We start from the raw sequence: 16,699 nt of genomic DNA on the forward strand, positions 1-16,699 counted from the left end.
GACAACGTGTCCATGGACGTGGCGCTGATCGTTCCCATCGCCATGGAAGAGAAGCTGCGTTTCGCCATCCGCGAGGGTGGCCGCACGGTGGGCGCCGGCGTCGTCGCCTCCATCATCGAGTGATCTGACAAGAAAAAACGGGGACGCGCCGCGGAACGCGCGCGTCCTTCATTTCCCCGGAGCCTTTGAGCCATGAACGGCCAGAACATTCGAATTCGCCTGAAGGCGTTCGATCACCGCATCCTCGATGCGTCGACGCGTGAGATCGTCGCCACGGCCAAGCGCACGGGTGCGCAGGTGCGCGGCCCGATTCCGCTGCCGACGCGGATCGAGAAGTTCACCGTCAATCGCTCTCCGCACATCGACAAGAAGTCGCGCGAGCAGTTTGAGATGCGTACTCACAAGCGGTTGCTCGATATCGTCGATCCGACTCCCCAGACCGTGGACGCGCTGATGAAGCTCGACCTCGCCGCTGGCGTCGACGTCGAAATCAAGCTCTGACGTGAGGCGAGGAGACACGACCATGCGGTCAGGCGTCATCGCCCAGAAGGTTGGCATGACCCGCATCTTCACCGATGCCGGTGAGCACGTGCCGGTCACTGTGCTGAAAGTTGAGAGCTGCCAGGTGGTTGCCCACCGTACGCTCGACAAGAACGGTTATGTTGCGGTCCAGCTCGGTGCTGGTCGGCGCAAGCCCAAGAACGTGACCCGCGCCGAGCGTGGCCACTTCGCGGTCGCCCAGGTGGAGCCCAAGCACAAGCTCGCCGAGTTCCGCGTGCCGGAAGACGCGCTGATCCCGGTCGGCGCCGAGATCACGGCTGACCACTTCGTCGTGGGCCAGTACGTGGACATCACCGGCACCACCATCGGCAAGGGCTTTGCCGGCGGCATGAAGCGCCACAATTTCGGTGGTCTTCGCGCCACCCACGGCGTGTCCATCTCGCATCGTTCGATCGGTTCCACCGGCGGCCGTCAGGACCCGGGCAAGACCTTCAAGAACAAGAAGATGCCTGGCCACATGGGTGACGTCACCGTCACCACCCAGAACCTCAAGGTCGTCATGACCGACGTCGAGCGCGGCCTCATCGCCGTCGAAGGCGCCGTTCCCGGCCATGCGGGCGGCTGGATCACCGTGCGCGACGCGGTGAAGAAGAAGCTGCCTGCCGAGGCTCCCAAGCCCGGCGCGTTCAAGCTGAACGGGTCCGAAGCGGCTCCCGCCGCCGAAGCCGTCAATGAGGAGGGCGCGTGATGGAGATCACCGTCAAGACGCTCGACGGCATCGACGCCGGCTCGGTGACCCTGTCGGACGAGATCTTCGGTCTCGAGCCGCGGGCGGACATCCTGCACCGGTGCGTGACCTGGCAGCTTTCGCGCCGCCAGGCCGGCACCCACCGCACTAAGGGCCGTTCGGAGATCAACCGCACGTCCAAGAAGATGTACAAGCAGAAGGGCACCGGCAACGCCCGTCACGGCGCCGCCTCCGCTCCGCAGTTCCGTGGCGGTGGTCGCGCCTTCGGCCCGGTCGTGCGCTCCCATGCCATCGACCTGCCCAAGAAGGTGCGTGCGCTCGCCCTGAAGCATGCCCTGTCGTCGAAGGCCAAGGCGGCGCAGATCATCGTGCTCGACAAGGTCTCCCTTGACGATCCCAAGACGAAGGCGCTCAAGGAGCACTTCGCCAAGCTGGGTCTCGAATCGGTCCTGATCGTGGACGGTGCCCAGGTGGAGCAGAATGTGGCGCTCGCGGCGCGCAACCTGCCCTATGTGGACGTGCTCCCGATCCAGGGCATCAACGTCTATGACATCCTGCGCCGCGACACCCTGGTCCTGACCAAGGCCGCCGTGGACGCGCTGGAGGCGCGCTTCAAATGAGCCCGCAACGCACTATCGAACCGCGTCATTACGACGTGATCCGTTCCCCCGTCATCACCGAGAAGGCGACGGCGGCGAGCGAGCATAACAAGGTTGTCTTCAACGTCGCCAAGACTGCCACGAAGCCCGCCATCAAGGAGGCCGTGGAAAAGCTCTTCGACGTGAAGGTGAAGAGCGTGAATACGCTGGTCCGTAAGGGCAAGGTGAAGATCTTCCGCGGCCGGAAGGGCGTCCAGAGCGATGTCAAGAAGGCTGTCGTGACCCTCGAAGAGGGCCAGAAGATCGACATCACCACGGGCCTCTGAGAGCTGAGGGGAACGGGACAAGACCATGGCGCTGAAGCATTTCAAGCCGGTCACGCCGAGCCTTCGCCAGCTCGTGATCGTGGACCGCTCCGGCCTCTACAAGGGCAAGCCGGTGAAGACGCTGACCGAGGGCAAGAGCTCCTCGGGCGGGCGCAACAACAATGGCCGCATCACCGTCCGCTTCCGCGGCGGTGGTCACAAGCAGACCTATCGCCTGGTGGATTTCAAGCGCACCAAGCGCGGCGTCCCGGCGGTGGTGGATCGGATCGAATATGATCCGAACCGCTCGGCCTTCATCGCCCTCATCAAGTATGAGGACGGTGACCTGGCCTACATCCTGGCGCCGCAGCGCCTGGCGGTGGGCGACCAGGTGATCGCCGGCGAGCAGGTGGACGTGAAGCCGGGCAATGCCGGTCCGCTGTCCTCGCTGCCGGTGGGCACCATCGTCCACAACGTGGAGCTGAAGGTGGGCAAGGGCGGCCAGATCGCCCGCTCCGCCGGCACCTACGCGCAGATCGTCGGCCGCGACCAGGGCTATGTGATTGTGCGTCTGAATTCCGGTGAGCAGCGCCTCGTTCTCGGCGCCTGCTATGCCACCGTGGGCGCGGTTTCCAACCCCGACCACATGAACATCTCGCTCGGCAAGGCCGGGCGTAACCGGTGGCTGGGCCGCAAGCCGCATAACCGCGGCGTGACCATGAACCCGGTCGACCATCCGCACGGCGGCGGCGAAGGCCGCACCTCCGGTGGCCGCAACCCGGTCACCCCCTGGGGCTTCCCCACCAAGGGCAAGAAGACCCGCAACAACAAGGCGACGGACAAGTTCATCGTGTCCAGCCGCCACAAGCGGAAGAAGTGAGGGCCTGACACATGACACGGTCTGTTTGGAAGGGCCCGTTCGTCGACGGCTACCTCCTGAAGAAGGCGGAAGCCGCTTCTGGCACCGGTCGCCGCGACGTGATCAAGATCTGGAGCCGGCGCTCCACCATCCTGCCCCAATTTGTGGGCTTAACCTTCGGCGTCTACAACGGGCACAAGCATGTGCCGGTGAACGTCTCCGAGGAAATGATCGGCCACAAGTTCGGCGAGTTCGCGCCGACCCGTACCTACTACGGGCACGCGGCCGACAAGAAGTCGAAGCGGCGGTGATCGGTCATGGGTAAGCAGGCAAAGCCCCGCGCGCTCGCGGACAACGAAGCCAAGGCGGTGCTGCGCAATCTGCGCATCTCCCCCCAGAAGCTCAACCTGGTCGCGGGCCTGATCCGCGGCAAGAAGGTGGCGACGGCCCTCGCCGATCTCGAGTTCTCCCACAAGCGGATCGCCCGCGACGTGCGGAAGTGCCTCGAGAGCGCGATCGCCAACGCCGAGAACAACCACGAGCTGGACGTGGACGACCTGGTCGTCGCCGAGGCGCACGTGGGCAAGGGTCTGGTGATGAAGCGGTTCTCGCCGCGGGCGCGCGGTCGCGCCTCGCGCATCGAGAAGCCCTTCTCCCACATCACCATTGTGGTGCGGGAAGTCGAGGAGCGGGCCTGATGGGTCAGAAGGTCAATCCGATCGGGCTTCGGCTCGGCATCAACCGCACGTGGGACAGCCGCTGGTTCGCCAACAAGGGCGAATACGGCAAGCTGCTCCATGAGGACATCAAGATCCGCGAGATGCTGTTCAAGCAGCTCAAGCAGGCCGCGGTGTCCAAGGTGGTGATCGAGCGTCCGCACAAGAAGTGCCGCGTGACCATCTACTCCGGTCGTCCCGGTGTGGTCATCGGCAAGAAGGGCGCGGACATCGACAAGCTGCGCAAGAAGGTGTCGGAGATGACCTCCTCGGAGGTCTTCATCAACATCGTCGAGATCCGCAAGCCCGAGATCGACGCCCGTCTCGTCGCCGAATCCATTGCCCAGCAGCTCGAGCGCCGCGTGGCGTTCCGCCGGGCCATGAAGCGCGCGGTGCAGTCGGCCATGCGTCTCGGCGCCGAGGGCATCCGTATCAATTGCTCGGGCCGCCTCGGCGGGGCTGAGATCGCGCGCCTTGAATGGTACCGCGAAGGCCGCGTGCCGCTGCACACCCTGCGTGCGGACGTGGACTACGGCACCGCCACGGCCTTCACCACCTACGGCACCTGCGGTGTCAAGGTGTGGGTCTTCAAGGGCGAGATCCTCGAGCACGATCCCATGGCGCAGGACAAGCGCCAGGCCGAGCAGGAAGCCGGTCCCTCCTCGCGTCCCCAGCGGCGTGAGCGCGGCGACCGCGAGCGTGGCGATCGCGGCGACCGCGATCGCGGCCACCGCGCCTGACGGCTGCCGAGAGAGAAGGCGATTAAGCCATGCTGCAACCCAAGCGCACCAAGTTCCGCAAGCAGTTCAAGGGACGCATCCACGGCGTCGCCAAGGGCGGTACGGAACTGAACTTCGGCGAATTCGGCCTCAAGGCCGTGGAGCCGGAGCGTGTCACCGCCCGCCAGATCGAGGCGGCCCGCCGCGCGCTCACCCGTCACATGAAGCGTGCCGGCCGCGTGTGGATCCGCGTGTTCCCGGACGTGCCGGTCTCTGCCAAGCCCACGGAAGTGCGCATGGGCAAGGGCAAGGGCGCTCCCGAATATTGGGCGGCCCGCATCAAGCCCGGCCGCATCATGTTCGAGATCGACGGGGTGAGTGTTGAGACCGCCCGCGAGGCCCTGACCCTCGCGGCGGCCAAGCTGCCCATCAAGACGCGCTTCATCCAGCGCATCGCCGAGTAAGGAGAGGCTCATGAAAGCCGAGGACGTTCGGGCCCTCAGCCCCGATCAGCTCGCGGATGAGCTGCTGAAGCTGAAGAAGGAACAGTTCAACCTGCGCTTCCAGAAGGCGACGGGTCAGCTGGAGAACACCGCGCGGTCCAAGCAGATCCGCCGCGATATCGCGCGGATCAAGACCGTGCAGACTGTCAAGCGTACCGGTGCGCCGGTGCAGAAGGCGAAGTGAGGAAGCGATGCCGAAGCGCGTGCTCCAGGGCGTCGTGGTGAGCGACAAGACTGACAAGACCGTGGTGGTCCGGGTGGAGCGCCGCTTCACCCATCCGCTGCTGAAGAAGACCGTGCGCCGGTCCAAGAAGTATCACGCCCACGACGAGGCCAATGCCTGGACCGTGGGGGATACGGTGTGGATCGAGGAGCACCGGCCGATCTCCAAGCTCAAGAACTGGATCGTGATCCAGGGCGAAAAGCGGGCCGAGGTCTGATAGAAGATTTTCCGTCCGGATGGATCGTCCGGACGGAGAAGGCTCCGGCGCCGGGTCCGTCGTCTCGATGAGAGACCGAGTGGAGACCGCACCGCGGCAACACCGTGTTCCGATGAGCGGCCACGGTAAACAAGGGTTGAGGCAATGCCGGCGCGCCGGCGGCGCCGGATGACGAGAACAGGTGCGTCATGATCCAGATGCAGACCAATCTCGACGTGGCGGACAATTCCGGTGCGCGTCGCGTCATGTGCATCAAGGTACTTGGCGGTTCCAAGCGGAAGTATGCCCACGTGGGCGACATCATCGTGGTGTCGGTCAAGGAAGCTATTCCGCGCGGCCGCGTGAAGAAGGGCGACGTGATGAAGGCCGTGGTGGTTCGCACCGCCAAGGACATTCGCCGCGTCGACGGCTCGGTGATCCGCTTCGACCGCAACGCGGCCGTGCTGATCAACAACAACAAGGAGCCGGTGGGCACTCGTATCTTCGGACCGGTTCCGCGCGAGCTGCGCTCGAAGAACCACATGAAGATCATCTCGCTGGCGCCGGAGGTGCTTTGATGGCCGCGAAGATCAAGAAGGGCGACAAGGTCGTCGTCCTCACCGGCCGCGACAAGGGGCGCACCGGCGAGGTTATCCAGGTGATGCCGAAGGAGGAGCGTGCGCTCGTCCGCGGCGTCAATATCGTTAAGCGTCACCAGCGCCAGACGGCGAACCAGGAGGGCGGGATCATCTCCAAGGAGGCTCCCATCCAGCTGTCGAACGTCGCCGTTGCCGACCCCAAGGACAGCAAGCCGACCCGCGTCGGCTTCCAGGTGCTGGAAGACGGGACCAAGGTCCGCGTGGCCAAGCGTTCCGGGGAGAGGATCGATGGCTGAGGCGACTTACACCCCGAAGCTGCGCACCTTCTATGATGAAGTGGTGCGGCCGAAGATGATCGAGCAGTTCGGCTACAAGAACCCCATGGAAGTGCCGACGATCGACAAGATCGTCATCAACATGGGCGTGGGCGAAGCCACTGCCGATACTAAGAAGGTGACGACCGCTGCCGCCGACCTGGCGCAGATCGCCGGCCAGAAGCCGGTGATCACCCGGGCCCGCAAGGCGATCTCGAACTTCAAGCTGCGCGAGAACCAGCCGGTCGGCGCGAAGGTCACCCTTCGCAAGGCGCGCATGTACGAGTTCATGGACCGGCTCGTCAGCATTGCGCTGCCGCGCGTGCGGGACTTCCGCGGCCTGAACCCGAAGAGCTTCGACGGCCGCGGCAACTACGCCATGGGCGTCAAGGAGCACATCGTGTTCCCCGAGATCAACTACGACCGCGTCGAGCAGATCTGGGGCATGGACATCATCGTGTGCACCACCGCGAAGACGGACGAGGAAGCCCGCGCCCTTCTGAAGGCGTTTAATTTCCCTTTCCGTCAGTGAGCGTCTAGAAGGGGCGCTTCGCGCGAGCGGGGCGCCCGGCCTTTCCGCCCGGGGCGGGACGGTAAAGCGACAAGTGACAGCGTGATTTTCCGGCCGTGAGGGGCTTTCAGCTGCCTCAGACGCGGAGAACAGGAGCAAAAGATGGCGAAGAAGAGCGCGATCGAGACGAACGAGCGCCGCCGCAAGCTGGCCACCAGCCATGCGGCGAAGCGCGCGCGTCTGAAGGCGATCGTGAATGACAAGACGCTGCCGATTGAGGAGCGCTTCCAGGCGACCCTCAAGCTGGCGGAAATGCCGCGCAATGGCGCGAAGATTCGTATCCGCAACCGCTGCGAGGTGACGGGCCGTCCGCGCGCCTTCTACCGCAAGCTCAAGATGAGCCGTATCGCGCTGCGCGAGCTGGGCAACCAGGGCATGGTTCCTGGCCTCGTGAAGTCGAGCTGGTGAGGAGGGAACGATGGCTGTAACTGATCCCATCGGCGATCTGATCACCCGCATCCGCAACGCCCAGATGCGCCGCAAGGACAAGACCTCCACGCCCGGCTCCCGCCTGCGTGCGAGTGTCCTCGAAGTGCTCCGCACCGAAGGCTATATCCGCGGCTATACCGCGACGGATCACGGCAACGGTCGCACCGAGTTCGAGATCGAGCTCAAGTATTTCGACGGCGTTCCGGTGATCCGCGAGATCGCCCGCGTGTCGAAGCCCGGCCGCCGCGTGTATGCGTCGGTCAAGAATCTGCCCCGAGTTGCCAACGGTCTCGGCATCGCGGTCGTCTCCACGCCCCAGGGCGTGATGGCGGACCACGAAGCCCGCGACAAGAATGTTGGCGGCGAAGTGCTCTGCACCGTGTTCTGAGGCGACGGAGGACGACATGTCGAAGATCGGCAAGCTGCCCGTCGCCATCCCCGCTGGCGTCACCGCCAGCCTGGACGGACAGACGGTGAAGGTAAAGGGCCCCAAGGGCGCCCTCGAACTGACGCTCGTGGAAGAGATCGAGGCCGCCATCGAAGGCTCCGAGCTCAAGGTGTCCATGCGCGGCGAGACCACCCGGCACAAGGCCATGTGGGGCATGTCCCGCACCCTGGTGGCGAACCTGGTGGAAGGCGTGACCAAGGGCTTCGAGAAGAAGCTGGAGATCACGGGCGTCGGCTACAAGGCCGCGGTTCAGGGCAAGAACCTGAACCTGGCCCTGGGCTACAGCCACGACGTGATCTTCCCGATCCCGGAAGGGATCCAGATCGTCACGCCCAAGCCCACCGAAGTGGTCATCTCCGGCATCGACCGCCAGAAGGTCGGTCAGGTGGCGGCAGAGATCCGAGAGTTCCGCGGCCCCGAGCCCTACAAGGGCAAGGGCGTCAAGTACGCCGGTGAATTCATCTTCCGCAAGGAAGGTAAGAAGAAGTAACGGAGGCGAACCATGGCTAAGGATTTGGAGGCGCTGGCGCGCCGCAAGGCCAAGGTGCGCCGTGCGATTCGCGTCGCTGCGAACGGACGTCCGCGCCTTTCGGTGCACCGGACCTCGCAGCACATCTATGCGCAGGTCATCGATGATGCGAACGGCGAGACCCTCGCCGCAGCGTCCAGCCTTGAGAAGGATCTGCGCACGTCGCTGAAGACGGGTGCGGACACCGACGCGGCGAAGACCATCGGCAAGCTGGTGGCCGAGCGGGCGCTGGCGAAGGGCGTGACTGCGGTCGTCTTCGACCGCGGCGCATACATCTTTCATGGGCGCGTCAAGGCGCTCGCTGAGGGCGCCCGCGAAGGCGGCCTTCAGTTCTGACGCGAAGGACACGCGAATATGGCCCGTGAACGGGAACAGCGCCACGAGCGCGAAGATCGCGACAACACGTTTGTGGACAAGCTTGTCCACATCAACCGTGTCGCGAAGGTGGTGAAGGGCGGCCGTCGCTTCGGTTTCGCCGCCCTGGTGGTTGTGGGTGACCAGAAGGGCCGCGTCGGCTTCGGCCACGGCAAGGCTCGCGAAGTGCCCGAGGCCATCCGCAAGGCCACGGAGAGCGCCAAGCGTGCGCTCATCCGCGTGCCGCTGCGTGAAGGCCGGACCCTGCACCACGACGTGCATGGTCATCACGGCGCCGGCAAGGTGATCCTGCGCGCCGCCCCGGCGGGTACCGGCATCATCGCCGGCGGCCCCATGCGCGCGGTGTTCGAAACCCTCGGCATGCACGATGTGGTGGCGAAGTCCTTCGGGTCTTCCAACCCCTACAACATGGTGCGCGCCACGTTCGACGCCCTCAAGAACCAGGACAGCCCGCGCTCGGTCGCGGCCCGTCGCGGCATCAAGGTGTCGCAGCTCCAGTCCCGCCGCCGCGTCGAAGACGCGGAAGCGACGGACTGAGCGTCGGATTAGGAGCGCGCCATCATGAGCGACAAGACAGTCACCGTGGAGCAGATCGGCTCGCCGATCCGCCGCCCGTTCGACCAGGAAGCAACCCTGGTCGGGCTCGGGCTGAACAAGCGGCACCGCCGCTCCACCCTCAAGGATACCCCGGCCGTGCGCGGCATGATCGCGAAGGTCGCCCACCTCGTCCGCGTGGTCGAGTGAGGAGCGGGACATGAATCTCGACGAAATCAGGGACAACCCCGGCGCTCGCAAGAAGCGCATGCGGGTCGGCCGGGGGATCGGCTCCGGCAAGGGCAAGACCGCGGGTCGCGGCGTGAAGGGCCAGAAGGCCCGGACCGGCGTGGCCATCAAGGGGTTCGAAGGTGGCCAGATGCCGCTGCATCGGCGTCTGCCGAAGCGTGGCTTCCACAACATCTTCCGCCTCGACTACAACGAGGTCTCCCTGGGCAAGATCCAGGCGGCCGTCGAAGCCGGCAAGCTCGATGCCGGCCAGCCGGTGACCGAGGCAGCGCTGGTCGCGGCCGGCGTGCTGCGCCGGGCCAGGGATGGCGTCCGCGTGCTCGGCACGGGCGAACTCACTGCCAAGGTGACGCTGGAAGTGGCCTATGCCACCAAGTCCGCCGTTGCCGCGGTGGAAAAGGCCGGCGGTTCCGTGACGGTGCTTGCGGCTCCGGCCGTCGCCGAAGCGGAGTGATCCGAGGCCGGCCGGCTGTCCCGGCCGCGTCGGTTTGATGTGAGCGGCCGGGCGCGCCCGGCCGTTTTTTCGCATGAGGAGCCGGGTGCGTCGTCTCGCCCCAGTCCTCCTGTGATCCCCGGTTTTGGGCTGGATGAGCATGCAGGTTGGTTCAACCTGCATGATCCGGCTCCAAGCCCGGGGACGAGAACGCGCTATCCGATCTGCTTGCGATGCAAACTGATCGTCGCGTGCTCTAGCAACCCGGCCCAAGGCCGGGTATCTGCATTTCCCGGGCGATGCTCCGGTGCCGCCGGATGCGGGAAGGATTTTCGACCCGGGGCGGGTGGACGCAGACAGCGTCCTGGCCCGGCCGCGGTTGGGGTCCCGAACCATCGGCAAGAAAACGCCTGTCGATCCGCTTTTGACCGGATCCGCGCACTAGGCACCCGCGAATCGCGCCCTCATATAAGGGCTGCCCCAACCCGGGCGGCGTCCAGCGGAGCAAGGCATGGTCTCGGCGGCGGAACAACTCGCGGCGAACCTCAATTTCGGAGCCCTCGGCAAGGCCGAGGAGCTCAAGAAGCGCATCTGGTTTACCCTCGGCGCGCTCATCGTCTACCGGCTCGGCACCTACATCCCCATGCCCGGAATCAATCCGGACGCGCTGGCCGACGTGTTCAAGAACGCGCAGCAGGGGATCATCGGCCTCTTCAACATGTTCTCGGGCGGCGCCGTGGAGCGCATGGCCATCTTCGCCCTGAACATCATGCCGTACATCTCGGCCTCCATCATCATCCAGCTGCTCACCAGCGTCTCGCCGACGCTGGAGGCGCTGAAGAAGGAAGGCGAGGCCGGCCGCAAGCAGCTCAACCAGTATACCCGCTACCTCACCGTGGTCCTGGCCGTGTTCCAGGCCTACGGCATCTCGGTGGGCCTGGAGGGCTCGGGCAGCGTGGTGGCCGAGCCGGGCTGGTTCTTCCGAATCACCACGGTGATCACCCTCACCGGCGGCACCATGTTCCTCATGTGGCTGGGCGAGCAGATCACCTCGCGCGGCATCGGCAACGGCACGTCGCTGATCATCTTCGGCGGCATCGTCGCGGAACTGCCCGGTGCGTTCGTGCGCACCCTTCAGCTCGGCCGCGAGGGCGCCATCTCCACCGTGCTGATTCTCGCGGCGCTGGTGATGGCGGTGGTGGTCATCGCCTTCATCGTGTTCATGGAGCGGGCCCAGCGCCGGCTGCTGATCCAGTATCCCAAGCGCCAGGTGGGCAACCGCATCTATGAGGGCCAGTCCTCGCACCTGCCGCTGAAGCTGAACACCTCGGGCGTCATCCCGCCGATCTTCGCCTCGTCCCTGCTGCTGATCCCGACCACCATCGCCAGCTTCATGCAGGGCTCGGGCCCGGAATGGCTGCAGACGATCACCACCCATATCGGGCACGGTCGCCCGGCGTACATGGTGCTCTATGTGCTGCTGATCGTGTTTTTCTGCTTCTTCTACACCGCGATCGTGTTCAATCCGGTGGAGACGGCGGACAATCTGAAGAAGCACGGCGGCTTCATTCCCGGCATCCGGCCGGGCGAGCGGACCGCCGAGTACATCGATTATGTGCTCACGCGCATCACGGTGGTGGGGGCGGCCTACATTGCGGCGGTTTGCCTCTTCCCCGAACTGCTGATTTCCTACGCCTCGCTTCCGTTCTATTTCGGAGGGACATCGCTGCTGATCGTGGTCAGTGTGACCATGGACACAGTGTCCCAGATCCAGGGGCATCTGTTGGCCCACCAGTACGAAGGTCTGGTCAAGAAGGCCAAGCTGCGCGGAGGGAGGAGAAAATAACATGAGGCTGGTGCTGCTCGGGCCGCCCGGGGCGGGCAAGGGAACCCAGGCACAACGGCTGGTCACCCGTCATGGGATCGTCCAGCTCTCGACCGGCGACATGCTGCGCGCCGCTGTGGCCGCCGGTACGCCGGTGGGCCTGAAGGCGAAGGCGGTCATGGATGCCGGCGGCCTCGTCTCCGACGAGATCGTGATCGGCATCATTGCCGAACGCCTTGATGCGCCGGATGCGAAGAACGGCTTCATTCTCGACGGCTTCCCGCGCACGGTGGCGCAGGCCGAGGCCCTCGACCATCTCCTCGCCGACAAGGGCATGAAGCTCGACGCGGTGATCGAACTGGTGGTGGACCAGGAGAAGCTGGTGAACCGCATCCTCAACCGTGCCGCCGAAGCCCATGCCAAGGGCGAGGCGGTGCGCAAGGACGATGATCCGGTGGTCTTCAAGACGCGCCTGGAGGCCTACAACCGCGATACCGCGGTGGTGGCGCCCTATTACAAGGCCCGTGGCCAGCTGAAGCAGATCGACGGCATGGCGCCCATCGATCAGGTCACCGCCGCCATCGACGGGGTGCTCGCTGAGGCGGCGTGATGCCATGCGGGATCTTGGCCGCGCCATCGGCGAGATCCTGCTGGTTCACCGGGATCCCATCGCGGCCCGCGGGTGAAGCTGCGGCTCGCAGGTGTCGGTGCGCTGATCGACGCGTTTCAGCCGACGCGTTTCAGTCGCCGTCGAGAACTGGCGAAGCCGCCGGCCGGCGGCGGGTGGAATGCACGTGACATGGGTGCGAGCTTGCCGATTCGGCTCGCGTCGCGCTCCGCCGCCCAAGGCCTCTCGCGCACCGGTCGCCGAGCCTTGAAGGGGCGGAATAGCACGGACAAGCAGCAAGATCCGGGCCGTTGGTTCGCGCGCAGCTCTTGACGCTTCCTTAAAACCCGGCTATGGGCACTCCCTCGCTTCGGAATTGGTGCCGTTCGGTCCGCCCGAAAGGGTTCGGACAGGGCGGCCGCTTTGTCGTATCTGAGGCGTTTCCTTTTCCCCCGCAAGGGCCGGCCTCCACCGGACGCGGGGATCATTCCGCCGGCACGTGCCGCAAGGCCCGCCGGCGTCACATGGAGAGAGCAGTGGCTCGTATCGCAGGCGTCAATATCCCGACCAACAAGCGCGTCATCATCGCGCTCCAGTACATTCACGGCATCGGCTCGAAGCATGCCGAGGAAATCGTGACCAAGGTCGGCATCCCGGCAGAGCGCCGCGTGAACCAGCTTACCGACCAGGAAGTGCTGCAGATCCGCGAGACCATCGACCGCGATTACGTGGTGGAAGGCGATCTGCGCCGCGAAGTGGCCATGAACATCAAGCGGCTGATGGACCTCGGCTGCTATCGCGGCCTGCGCCATCGTCGCGGCCTGCCGGTGCGCGGTCAGCGGACCCACACCAATGCCCGCACCCGCAAGGGTCCGGCCAAGCCCATCGCGGGCAAGAAGAAGTGATCGGTCGCAAGACCCTTTGAAAAGCATGGGCCGGCCTTGCCGGCCTATGCCTGTTGTCCGGCCCCCTCAAGGGCCATCCCGAGCGCCTGGAGCTACGGGCGCGCCTGAAGGATCGAAACAAGAATGGCTAAGGAAGCTACCCGCGTTAAGCGCCGCGAACGCAAGAACATTGCCTCGGGCGTCGCGCATGTGAACGCCTCGTTCAACAACACCATGATCACCATCACCGACGCCCAGGGCAACACCATCTCCTGGTCCTCGGCCGGCGCCATGGGGTTCAAGGGGTCGCGCAAGTCCACGCCCTACGCCGCGCAGGTGGCGGCCGAGGACGCGGCCCGCAAGGCGGCCGAGCACGGCATGCGCACCCTCGAGGTGGAAGTGTCGGGTCCCGGCTCGGGACGTGAATCCGCCCTGCGCGCGCTGCAGGCGGCGGGCTTCCTCGTCACCTCCATCCGCGACGTGACGCCGATCCCGCACAACGGCTGCCGTCCGCGCAAGCGCCGCCGCGTCTGATCTGTTCTTCGGTTCGCCGTGGGGCGTTTGCCCTGCGGATCGTCTGCCCGGTTTCTCCTCCCCGATCGGGACGGGCCCGGCCTCCGGTTGAGGCACTAGACCCCGGCAGCTGCCGTGGCCCGGCGAGAAAGCAAGGTGAAGCAAGTGATTCAGAAGAACTGGCAAGAGCTGATCAAGCCCGAGAAGCTGCAGGTCAATCCCGGTCACGATCCCAAGCGCTTCGCGACCGTGATCGCCGAGCCGCTGGAGCGCGGCTTCGGTATGACGCTGGGCAATGCCCTGCGCCGCATCCTGCTGTCGTCGCTTCAGGGCGCGGCCGTGACCTCGATCCACATCGACGGCGTGCTGCACGAGTTCTCGTCCATCCCCGGCGTGCGTGAAGATGTCACCGACATCATCCTCAACGTGAAGGATGTGGCCATCCGTATGCAGGGCGACGGTCCCAAGCGCATGGTGGCCAAGAAGACCGGCCCGGGCGTGCTCGTGGCCGGCGACATCCAGACCGTGGGCGACGTGGCCATCCTCAACCCGAACCTGCCCATCTGCACCCTCGACGAGGGCGCGGAGCTGCGGATCGAGTTCACGGTGGACACGGGCAAGGGTTATGTCGCCGCCGACCGCAACCGGCCCGAGGACGCGCCGATCGGCCTGATCCCGATCGACAGCCTCTATTCGCCGGTGCGCAAGGTCTCCTACAAGGTCGAGAACACCCGCGAGGGCCAGATTCTCGACTATGACAAGCTGACCCTTCAGATCGAGACCAACGGCTCGATCACGGCCGAGGACGCGCTCGCCTATGCGGCGCGCATCCTGCAGGACCAGCTGGAGATCTTCGTCAACTTCGAGGAGCCCAAGCGCGAGAGCGAGACCACCGCGATCCAGACGCTGCCGTTCTCCCCGGCGCTGCTGAAGAAGGTGGACGAGCTGGAGCTGTCCGTGCGCTCGGCCAACTGCCTGAAGAACGACAACATCGTCTACATCGGCGACCTGATCCAGAAGAGCGAGACGGAGATGCTCCGCACGCCCAACTTCGGCAGGAAGTCGCTCAACGAGATCAAGGAAGTGCTCGCCTCCCTCGGCCTGCATCTGGGCATGGAAGTGCCCGGCTGGCCGCCGGAGAATATCGAAGAGCTGGCGAAGCGCTTCGAAGAACACTACTGATCTGAACCTTAAGCGGCCCGAGCCGCGCCACCGATCGCCGGCTCGTCCGCCGCCATCTTTCAGGAGTTCGCCGTCATGCGTCACGGCAAGGTACATCGCAAGTTCAACCGCACCTGGGAGCATCGCAAGGCGATGTTCTCCAATCTCGCGGGCGCCCTCATCACCCACGAGCAGATCGTGACCACCCTGCCCAAGGCGAAGGATCTTCGCCCGGTGGTGGAGAAGCTGGTGACCCTCGCCCGCCGCGGCGACCTTCACGCCCGCCGCCAGGCGATCGCGGAGCTGAAGGACGTCACCATCGTCAAGAAGCTCTTCGACGTGCTCGCGCCCCGCTACAAGGAGCGTCCGGGTGGATACACCCGCATCATCAAGGCCGGTTTCCGCTACGGCGACAACACGGCCATGGCGGTGATCGAGTTCGTGGATCGCGACGTGAACGCCAAGGGCGCCGCCGACCACGCCCGCACCGCTGCGGCGGCTGAAGCCGAGGCGGCCTGAGGACAGACGACCATCCGGCGTGGGCTTCGGGTACCGCGCCGGATGTGACGCCATGGGCATTCCATGGCGCGTCTTTCAAGGTCCGGAGCTGCCGGTCGTGCATTACGATATCGAAGCGGATTGGCAGCTTCTCAACACCTGCAACTACAGGTGCGATTATTGCTTCTTCCCGGGCGAGGTTCTGGGGGAGAAGACGGTCCGCTACGGCGCCCCGGACGAATGGGCGGATGCCTTTTCCGCCACCGGGCTGACCTGGCTGCTCCACCTCACCGGCGGCGAGCCTTCGGCCTATCCGGGTTTCGTGGATCTGTGCGCAGCGCTCACCCGGCGCCATTTCATCTCCCTCAACAGCAACCTGACCCAGACCTCGCTCGCGGATTTCGCGCGGCGGATCGATCCTGCGCGCGTCAGCGTCATCAATGCGGGCCTCCACCCCGACGAGCGCGCGCGCCGGCGGGGGCTGGAAGTCTTCAACCGCAACCTGGGACTGCTGCACGACGCGGGGTTTTCCATCTTCGTTTCGGTGGTGGCGACCCCGCAGGTGCTGGCTGCCGCTGACGAGGTGGCCCGTCTGCTGGCGGTGCCGGGGTTGGTGCCGGTGCCCAAGCTGCTGCGCGGCACCTATCGCGGCCGGCATTATCCCGATGCCTATGAAGCGGGGGAGCGCGAGGTCTTCCGCGCCATGAGCCGCAAGGCCCGCTCGGCCTATGGCGACTGGCGTGCCCAGCGGTCCGAACCACCGACCATCGATCCGTTCGACGACGACAGCTTCCTTTCCGGGACGCCGACTTTCCGTGGCAAGGCCTGCACCGCCGGAAGCCGCTTCGTGCGAATCGAGCCGCAGGGGGATGTATTCCGCTGCGGCTCGGATACGGCCCTGCAGGGCAATATCCTGGCTCGGACCTTCGTGCCACATGTCGGGCCGAGCCCGTGCAATTCGGGCTACTGCTTTTATTTCTGCCGCAAATACACCGACGTGAAGTACACCGGCCCGGCGGTCTCCATACCTGGGCCGACCCTCGCGTCCTTGGTTCCGCCGCATTTCATGAAGCGAGTAAGCACCGCCCTGCAGCGCGTTCTGAGGCGGTGACGGGCGGGGCCTGGGACGCGCCCTCGCCCGACGGTACGGTGGCCCGGGCCACAGCGTTCTCGGTCCCGAGGCGTCTGGACCATGGAACGCCCCAAGGTCGGTTCAGGCTGAGCGGGTTTGGCTCTGCATCGCAGGTTCACCACATGAAAAGACAGATTGCATTCGCGCTGCTCCTGCTCGGCTCCGCCGCCCTGGCGTCGGGCGCCACGGGGGCGGCAATTGGGGCGGCAATGGGCTGTCTCTTATACAC

28 protein-coding genes and 1 pseudogene are annotated in these 16,699 nt (G+C 65.4%); all 29 read left to right on the forward strand.

Going from position 1 to position 16,699, the window contains the following annotated elements; genetic code table 11:
- A pseudogene (gene tuf, locus K9U41_RS15970) lies at positions 1-123 on the forward strand (elongation factor Tu); the annotation flags it as partial.
- A gap of 69 nt (positions 124-192) precedes the next feature.
- Positions 193-501 (forward strand): 30S ribosomal protein S10, encoded by a 309-nt coding sequence (rpsJ, locus tag K9U41_RS15975; protein ID WP_012113701.1) that lies wholly within the window; start codon positions 193-195, stop codon positions 499-501.
- A gap of 22 nt (positions 502-523) precedes the next feature.
- Positions 524-1,249, forward strand: a complete 726-nt coding sequence (gene rplC / locus K9U41_RS15980; protein WP_282641850.1) for a 50S ribosomal protein L3 — start codon at positions 524-526, stop codon at positions 1,247-1,249.
- Entirely contained in the window at positions 1,249-1,869 is a 621-nt protein-coding gene (gene rplD / locus K9U41_RS15985; protein ID WP_282641851.1) for a 50S ribosomal protein L4, read from the forward strand. The genes rplC and rplD overlap by 1 nt, the downstream gene beginning before the upstream one ends.
- The gene (locus K9U41_RS15990) at positions 1,866-2,174 is read left to right on the forward strand and encodes a 50S ribosomal protein L23 (protein ID WP_282641852.1); all 309 of its coding nucleotides are present in this window, start codon (positions 1,866-1,868) and stop codon (positions 2,172-2,174) included. The genes rplD and K9U41_RS15990 overlap by 4 nt, the downstream gene beginning before the upstream one ends.
- Before the next feature lie 25 nt (positions 2,175-2,199).
- Positions 2,200-3,033 carry a 50S ribosomal protein L2 gene (gene rplB, locus K9U41_RS15995; RefSeq protein ID WP_012113705.1) on the forward strand — a complete coding sequence of 278 codons (834 nt, stop codon included), beginning with the start codon at positions 2,200-2,202 and terminating at the stop codon, positions 3,031-3,033.
- An 11-nt stretch (positions 3,034-3,044) separates the two neighbouring features.
- Positions 3,045-3,323 (forward strand): 30S ribosomal protein S19, encoded by a 279-nt coding sequence (gene rpsS, locus K9U41_RS16000; protein WP_203191864.1) that lies wholly within the window; start codon positions 3,045-3,047, stop codon positions 3,321-3,323.
- Positions 3,324-3,329: 6 nt separating this feature from the next.
- Positions 3,330-3,710 carry a 50S ribosomal protein L22 gene (gene rplV / locus K9U41_RS16005; RefSeq protein ID WP_012113707.1) on the forward strand — a complete coding sequence of 127 codons (381 nt, stop codon included), beginning with the start codon at positions 3,330-3,332 and terminating at the stop codon, positions 3,708-3,710.
- On the forward strand, positions 3,710-4,468 hold the full coding sequence (rpsC, locus tag K9U41_RS16010; RefSeq protein ID WP_138398141.1) for a 30S ribosomal protein S3: 759 nt from the start codon (positions 3,710-3,712) through the stop codon (positions 4,466-4,468). Before rplV ends, rpsC begins: the two co-directional genes overlap by 1 nt.
- A 29-nt stretch (positions 4,469-4,497) precedes the next feature.
- Entirely contained in the window at positions 4,498-4,911 is a 414-nt protein-coding gene (gene rplP, locus K9U41_RS16015; RefSeq protein WP_012113709.1) for a 50S ribosomal protein L16, read from the forward strand.
- Between the two features lie 10 nt (positions 4,912-4,921).
- The gene (gene rpmC / locus K9U41_RS16020; protein ID WP_138398140.1) at positions 4,922-5,134 is read left to right on the forward strand and encodes a 50S ribosomal protein L29; all 213 of its coding nucleotides are present in this window, start codon (positions 4,922-4,924) and stop codon (positions 5,132-5,134) included.
- 7 nt (positions 5,135-5,141) lie between these two features.
- On the forward strand, positions 5,142-5,390 hold the full coding sequence (rpsQ, locus tag K9U41_RS16025) for a 30S ribosomal protein S17 (RefSeq protein ID WP_282641855.1): 249 nt from the start codon (positions 5,142-5,144) through the stop codon (positions 5,388-5,390).
- A gap of 188 nt (positions 5,391-5,578) precedes the next feature.
- Positions 5,579-5,947 carry a 50S ribosomal protein L14 gene (gene rplN, locus K9U41_RS16030; RefSeq protein WP_138398138.1) on the forward strand — a complete coding sequence of 123 codons (369 nt, stop codon included), beginning with the start codon at positions 5,579-5,581 and terminating at the stop codon, positions 5,945-5,947.
- A complete protein-coding gene (rplX, locus tag K9U41_RS16035; RefSeq protein ID WP_282641856.1) occupies positions 5,947-6,264 on the forward strand; it encodes a 50S ribosomal protein L24 in 318 nt (105 codons plus the stop codon). Before rplN ends, rplX begins: the two co-directional genes overlap by 1 nt.
- Positions 6,257-6,814 (forward strand): 50S ribosomal protein L5, encoded by a 558-nt coding sequence (rplE, locus tag K9U41_RS16040; protein ID WP_012116757.1) that lies wholly within the window; start codon positions 6,257-6,259, stop codon positions 6,812-6,814. Before rplX ends, rplE begins: the two co-directional genes overlap by 8 nt.
- A gap of 141 nt (positions 6,815-6,955) precedes the next feature.
- Positions 6,956-7,261: a 30S ribosomal protein S14 gene (gene rpsN, locus K9U41_RS16045; protein ID WP_282641857.1), complete on the forward strand. Its 306-nt coding sequence runs from the start codon at positions 6,956-6,958 to the stop codon at positions 7,259-7,261.
- A 10-nt stretch (positions 7,262-7,271) separates the two neighbouring features.
- Positions 7,272-7,670: a 30S ribosomal protein S8 gene (gene rpsH, locus K9U41_RS16050; protein WP_138398137.1), complete on the forward strand. Its 399-nt coding sequence runs from the start codon at positions 7,272-7,274 to the stop codon at positions 7,668-7,670.
- Positions 7,671-7,686: 16 nt separating this feature from the next.
- Positions 7,687-8,220 carry a 50S ribosomal protein L6 gene (gene rplF, locus K9U41_RS16055; RefSeq protein ID WP_282641858.1) on the forward strand — a complete coding sequence of 178 codons (534 nt, stop codon included), beginning with the start codon at positions 7,687-7,689 and terminating at the stop codon, positions 8,218-8,220.
- Positions 8,221-8,232: 12 nt separating this feature from the next.
- Entirely contained in the window at positions 8,233-8,595 is a 363-nt protein-coding gene (gene rplR, locus K9U41_RS16060) for a 50S ribosomal protein L18 (protein WP_012116753.1), read from the forward strand.
- 18 nt (positions 8,596-8,613) lie between these two features.
- Positions 8,614-9,171 carry a 30S ribosomal protein S5 gene (rpsE, locus tag K9U41_RS16065; protein ID WP_012116752.1) on the forward strand — a complete coding sequence of 186 codons (558 nt, stop codon included), beginning with the start codon at positions 8,614-8,616 and terminating at the stop codon, positions 9,169-9,171.
- Positions 9,172-9,195: 24 nt separating this feature from the next.
- Complete coding sequence (gene rpmD, locus K9U41_RS16070) at positions 9,196-9,378, forward strand: 50S ribosomal protein L30 (protein ID WP_012116751.1); 183 nt, start codon at positions 9,196-9,198, stop codon at positions 9,376-9,378.
- 10 nt (positions 9,379-9,388) lie between these two features.
- Positions 9,389-9,871, forward strand: a complete 483-nt coding sequence (gene rplO, locus K9U41_RS16075; RefSeq protein ID WP_282641859.1) for a 50S ribosomal protein L15 — start codon at positions 9,389-9,391, stop codon at positions 9,869-9,871.
- Between the two features lie 490 nt (positions 9,872-10,361).
- Entirely contained in the window at positions 10,362-11,696 is a 1,335-nt protein-coding gene (gene secY, locus K9U41_RS16080; RefSeq protein ID WP_282641860.1) for a preprotein translocase subunit SecY, read from the forward strand.
- A gap of 1 nt (position 11,697) precedes the next feature.
- Positions 11,698-12,285: an adenylate kinase gene (locus K9U41_RS16085; protein WP_282641861.1), complete on the forward strand. Its 588-nt coding sequence runs from the start codon at positions 11,698-11,700 to the stop codon at positions 12,283-12,285.
- Between the two features lie 533 nt (positions 12,286-12,818).
- Entirely contained in the window at positions 12,819-13,187 is a 369-nt protein-coding gene (rpsM, locus tag K9U41_RS16090; RefSeq protein ID WP_282641862.1) for a 30S ribosomal protein S13, read from the forward strand.
- A gap of 123 nt (positions 13,188-13,310) precedes the next feature.
- Positions 13,311-13,700 (forward strand): 30S ribosomal protein S11, encoded by a 390-nt coding sequence (rpsK, locus tag K9U41_RS16095; protein ID WP_012116745.1) that lies wholly within the window; start codon positions 13,311-13,313, stop codon positions 13,698-13,700.
- 144 nt (positions 13,701-13,844) lie between these two features.
- A complete protein-coding gene (locus K9U41_RS16100) occupies positions 13,845-14,861 on the forward strand; it encodes a DNA-directed RNA polymerase subunit alpha (RefSeq protein WP_282641864.1) in 1,017 nt (338 codons plus the stop codon).
- A 75-nt stretch (positions 14,862-14,936) separates the two neighbouring features.
- Positions 14,937-15,359, forward strand: coding sequence for a 50S ribosomal protein L17 (rplQ, locus tag K9U41_RS16105; protein ID WP_149574617.1), 423 nt, complete (start codon positions 14,937-14,939; stop codon positions 15,357-15,359).
- A 97-nt stretch (positions 15,360-15,456) separates the two neighbouring features.
- Complete coding sequence (locus K9U41_RS16110; protein ID WP_282641863.1) at positions 15,457-16,449, forward strand: radical SAM protein; 993 nt, start codon at positions 15,457-15,459, stop codon at positions 16,447-16,449.
- Positions 16,450-16,699: the final 250 nt, after the last annotated feature.

The organism is Xanthobacter autotrophicus (assembly GCF_029991245.1).
Taxonomy (GTDB): Bacteria; Pseudomonadota; Alphaproteobacteria; order Rhizobiales; family Xanthobacteraceae; genus Xanthobacter; species Xanthobacter autotrophicus_C.

Excerpts from the sequence above, each read along its gene's own strand:
- rpsJ (WP_012113701.1), top strand. The coding sequence starts at position 193 with ATGAACGGCCAGAACATTCGAATTCGCCTGAAGGCGTTCGATCACCGC.
- rplC (WP_282641850.1), top strand. The coding sequence starts at position 524 with ATGCGGTCAGGCGTCATCGCCCAGAAGGTTGGCATGACCCGCATCTTC.
- rplD (WP_282641851.1), top strand. The coding sequence starts at position 1,249 with ATGGAGATCACCGTCAAGACGCTCGACGGCATCGACGCCGGCTCGGTG.
- K9U41_RS15990 (WP_282641852.1), top strand. The coding sequence starts at position 1,866 with ATGAGCCCGCAACGCACTATCGAACCGCGTCATTACGACGTGATCCGT.
- rplB (WP_012113705.1), top strand. The coding sequence starts at position 2,200 with ATGGCGCTGAAGCATTTCAAGCCGGTCACGCCGAGCCTTCGCCAGCTC.
- rpsS (WP_203191864.1), top strand. The coding sequence starts at position 3,045 with ATGACACGGTCTGTTTGGAAGGGCCCGTTCGTCGACGGCTACCTCCTG.
- rplV (WP_012113707.1), top strand. The coding sequence starts at position 3,330 with ATGGGTAAGCAGGCAAAGCCCCGCGCGCTCGCGGACAACGAAGCCAAG.
- rpsC (WP_138398141.1), top strand. The coding sequence starts at position 3,710 with ATGGGTCAGAAGGTCAATCCGATCGGGCTTCGGCTCGGCATCAACCGC.
- rplP (WP_012113709.1), top strand. The coding sequence starts at position 4,498 with ATGCTGCAACCCAAGCGCACCAAGTTCCGCAAGCAGTTCAAGGGACGC.
- rpmC (WP_138398140.1), top strand. The coding sequence starts at position 4,922 with ATGAAAGCCGAGGACGTTCGGGCCCTCAGCCCCGATCAGCTCGCGGAT.
- rpsQ (WP_282641855.1), top strand. The coding sequence starts at position 5,142 with ATGCCGAAGCGCGTGCTCCAGGGCGTCGTGGTGAGCGACAAGACTGAC.
- rplN (WP_138398138.1), top strand. The coding sequence starts at position 5,579 with ATGATCCAGATGCAGACCAATCTCGACGTGGCGGACAATTCCGGTGCG.
- rplX (WP_282641856.1), top strand. The coding sequence starts at position 5,947 with ATGGCCGCGAAGATCAAGAAGGGCGACAAGGTCGTCGTCCTCACCGGC.
- rplE (WP_012116757.1), top strand. The coding sequence starts at position 6,257 with ATGGCTGAGGCGACTTACACCCCGAAGCTGCGCACCTTCTATGATGAA.
- rpsN (WP_282641857.1), top strand. The coding sequence starts at position 6,956 with ATGGCGAAGAAGAGCGCGATCGAGACGAACGAGCGCCGCCGCAAGCTG.
- rpsH (WP_138398137.1), top strand. The coding sequence starts at position 7,272 with ATGGCTGTAACTGATCCCATCGGCGATCTGATCACCCGCATCCGCAAC.
- rplF (WP_282641858.1), top strand. The coding sequence starts at position 7,687 with ATGTCGAAGATCGGCAAGCTGCCCGTCGCCATCCCCGCTGGCGTCACC.
- rplR (WP_012116753.1), top strand. The coding sequence starts at position 8,233 with ATGGCTAAGGATTTGGAGGCGCTGGCGCGCCGCAAGGCCAAGGTGCGC.
- rpsE (WP_012116752.1), top strand. The coding sequence starts at position 8,614 with ATGGCCCGTGAACGGGAACAGCGCCACGAGCGCGAAGATCGCGACAAC.
- rpmD (WP_012116751.1), top strand. The coding sequence starts at position 9,196 with ATGAGCGACAAGACAGTCACCGTGGAGCAGATCGGCTCGCCGATCCGC.
- rplO (WP_282641859.1), top strand. The coding sequence starts at position 9,389 with ATGAATCTCGACGAAATCAGGGACAACCCCGGCGCTCGCAAGAAGCGC.
- secY (WP_282641860.1), top strand. The coding sequence starts at position 10,362 with ATGGTCTCGGCGGCGGAACAACTCGCGGCGAACCTCAATTTCGGAGCC.
- K9U41_RS16085 (WP_282641861.1), top strand. The coding sequence starts at position 11,698 with ATGAGGCTGGTGCTGCTCGGGCCGCCCGGGGCGGGCAAGGGAACCCAG.
- rpsK (WP_012116745.1), top strand. The coding sequence starts at position 13,311 with ATGGCTAAGGAAGCTACCCGCGTTAAGCGCCGCGAACGCAAGAACATT.
- rplQ (WP_149574617.1), top strand. The coding sequence starts at position 14,937 with ATGCGTCACGGCAAGGTACATCGCAAGTTCAACCGCACCTGGGAGCAT.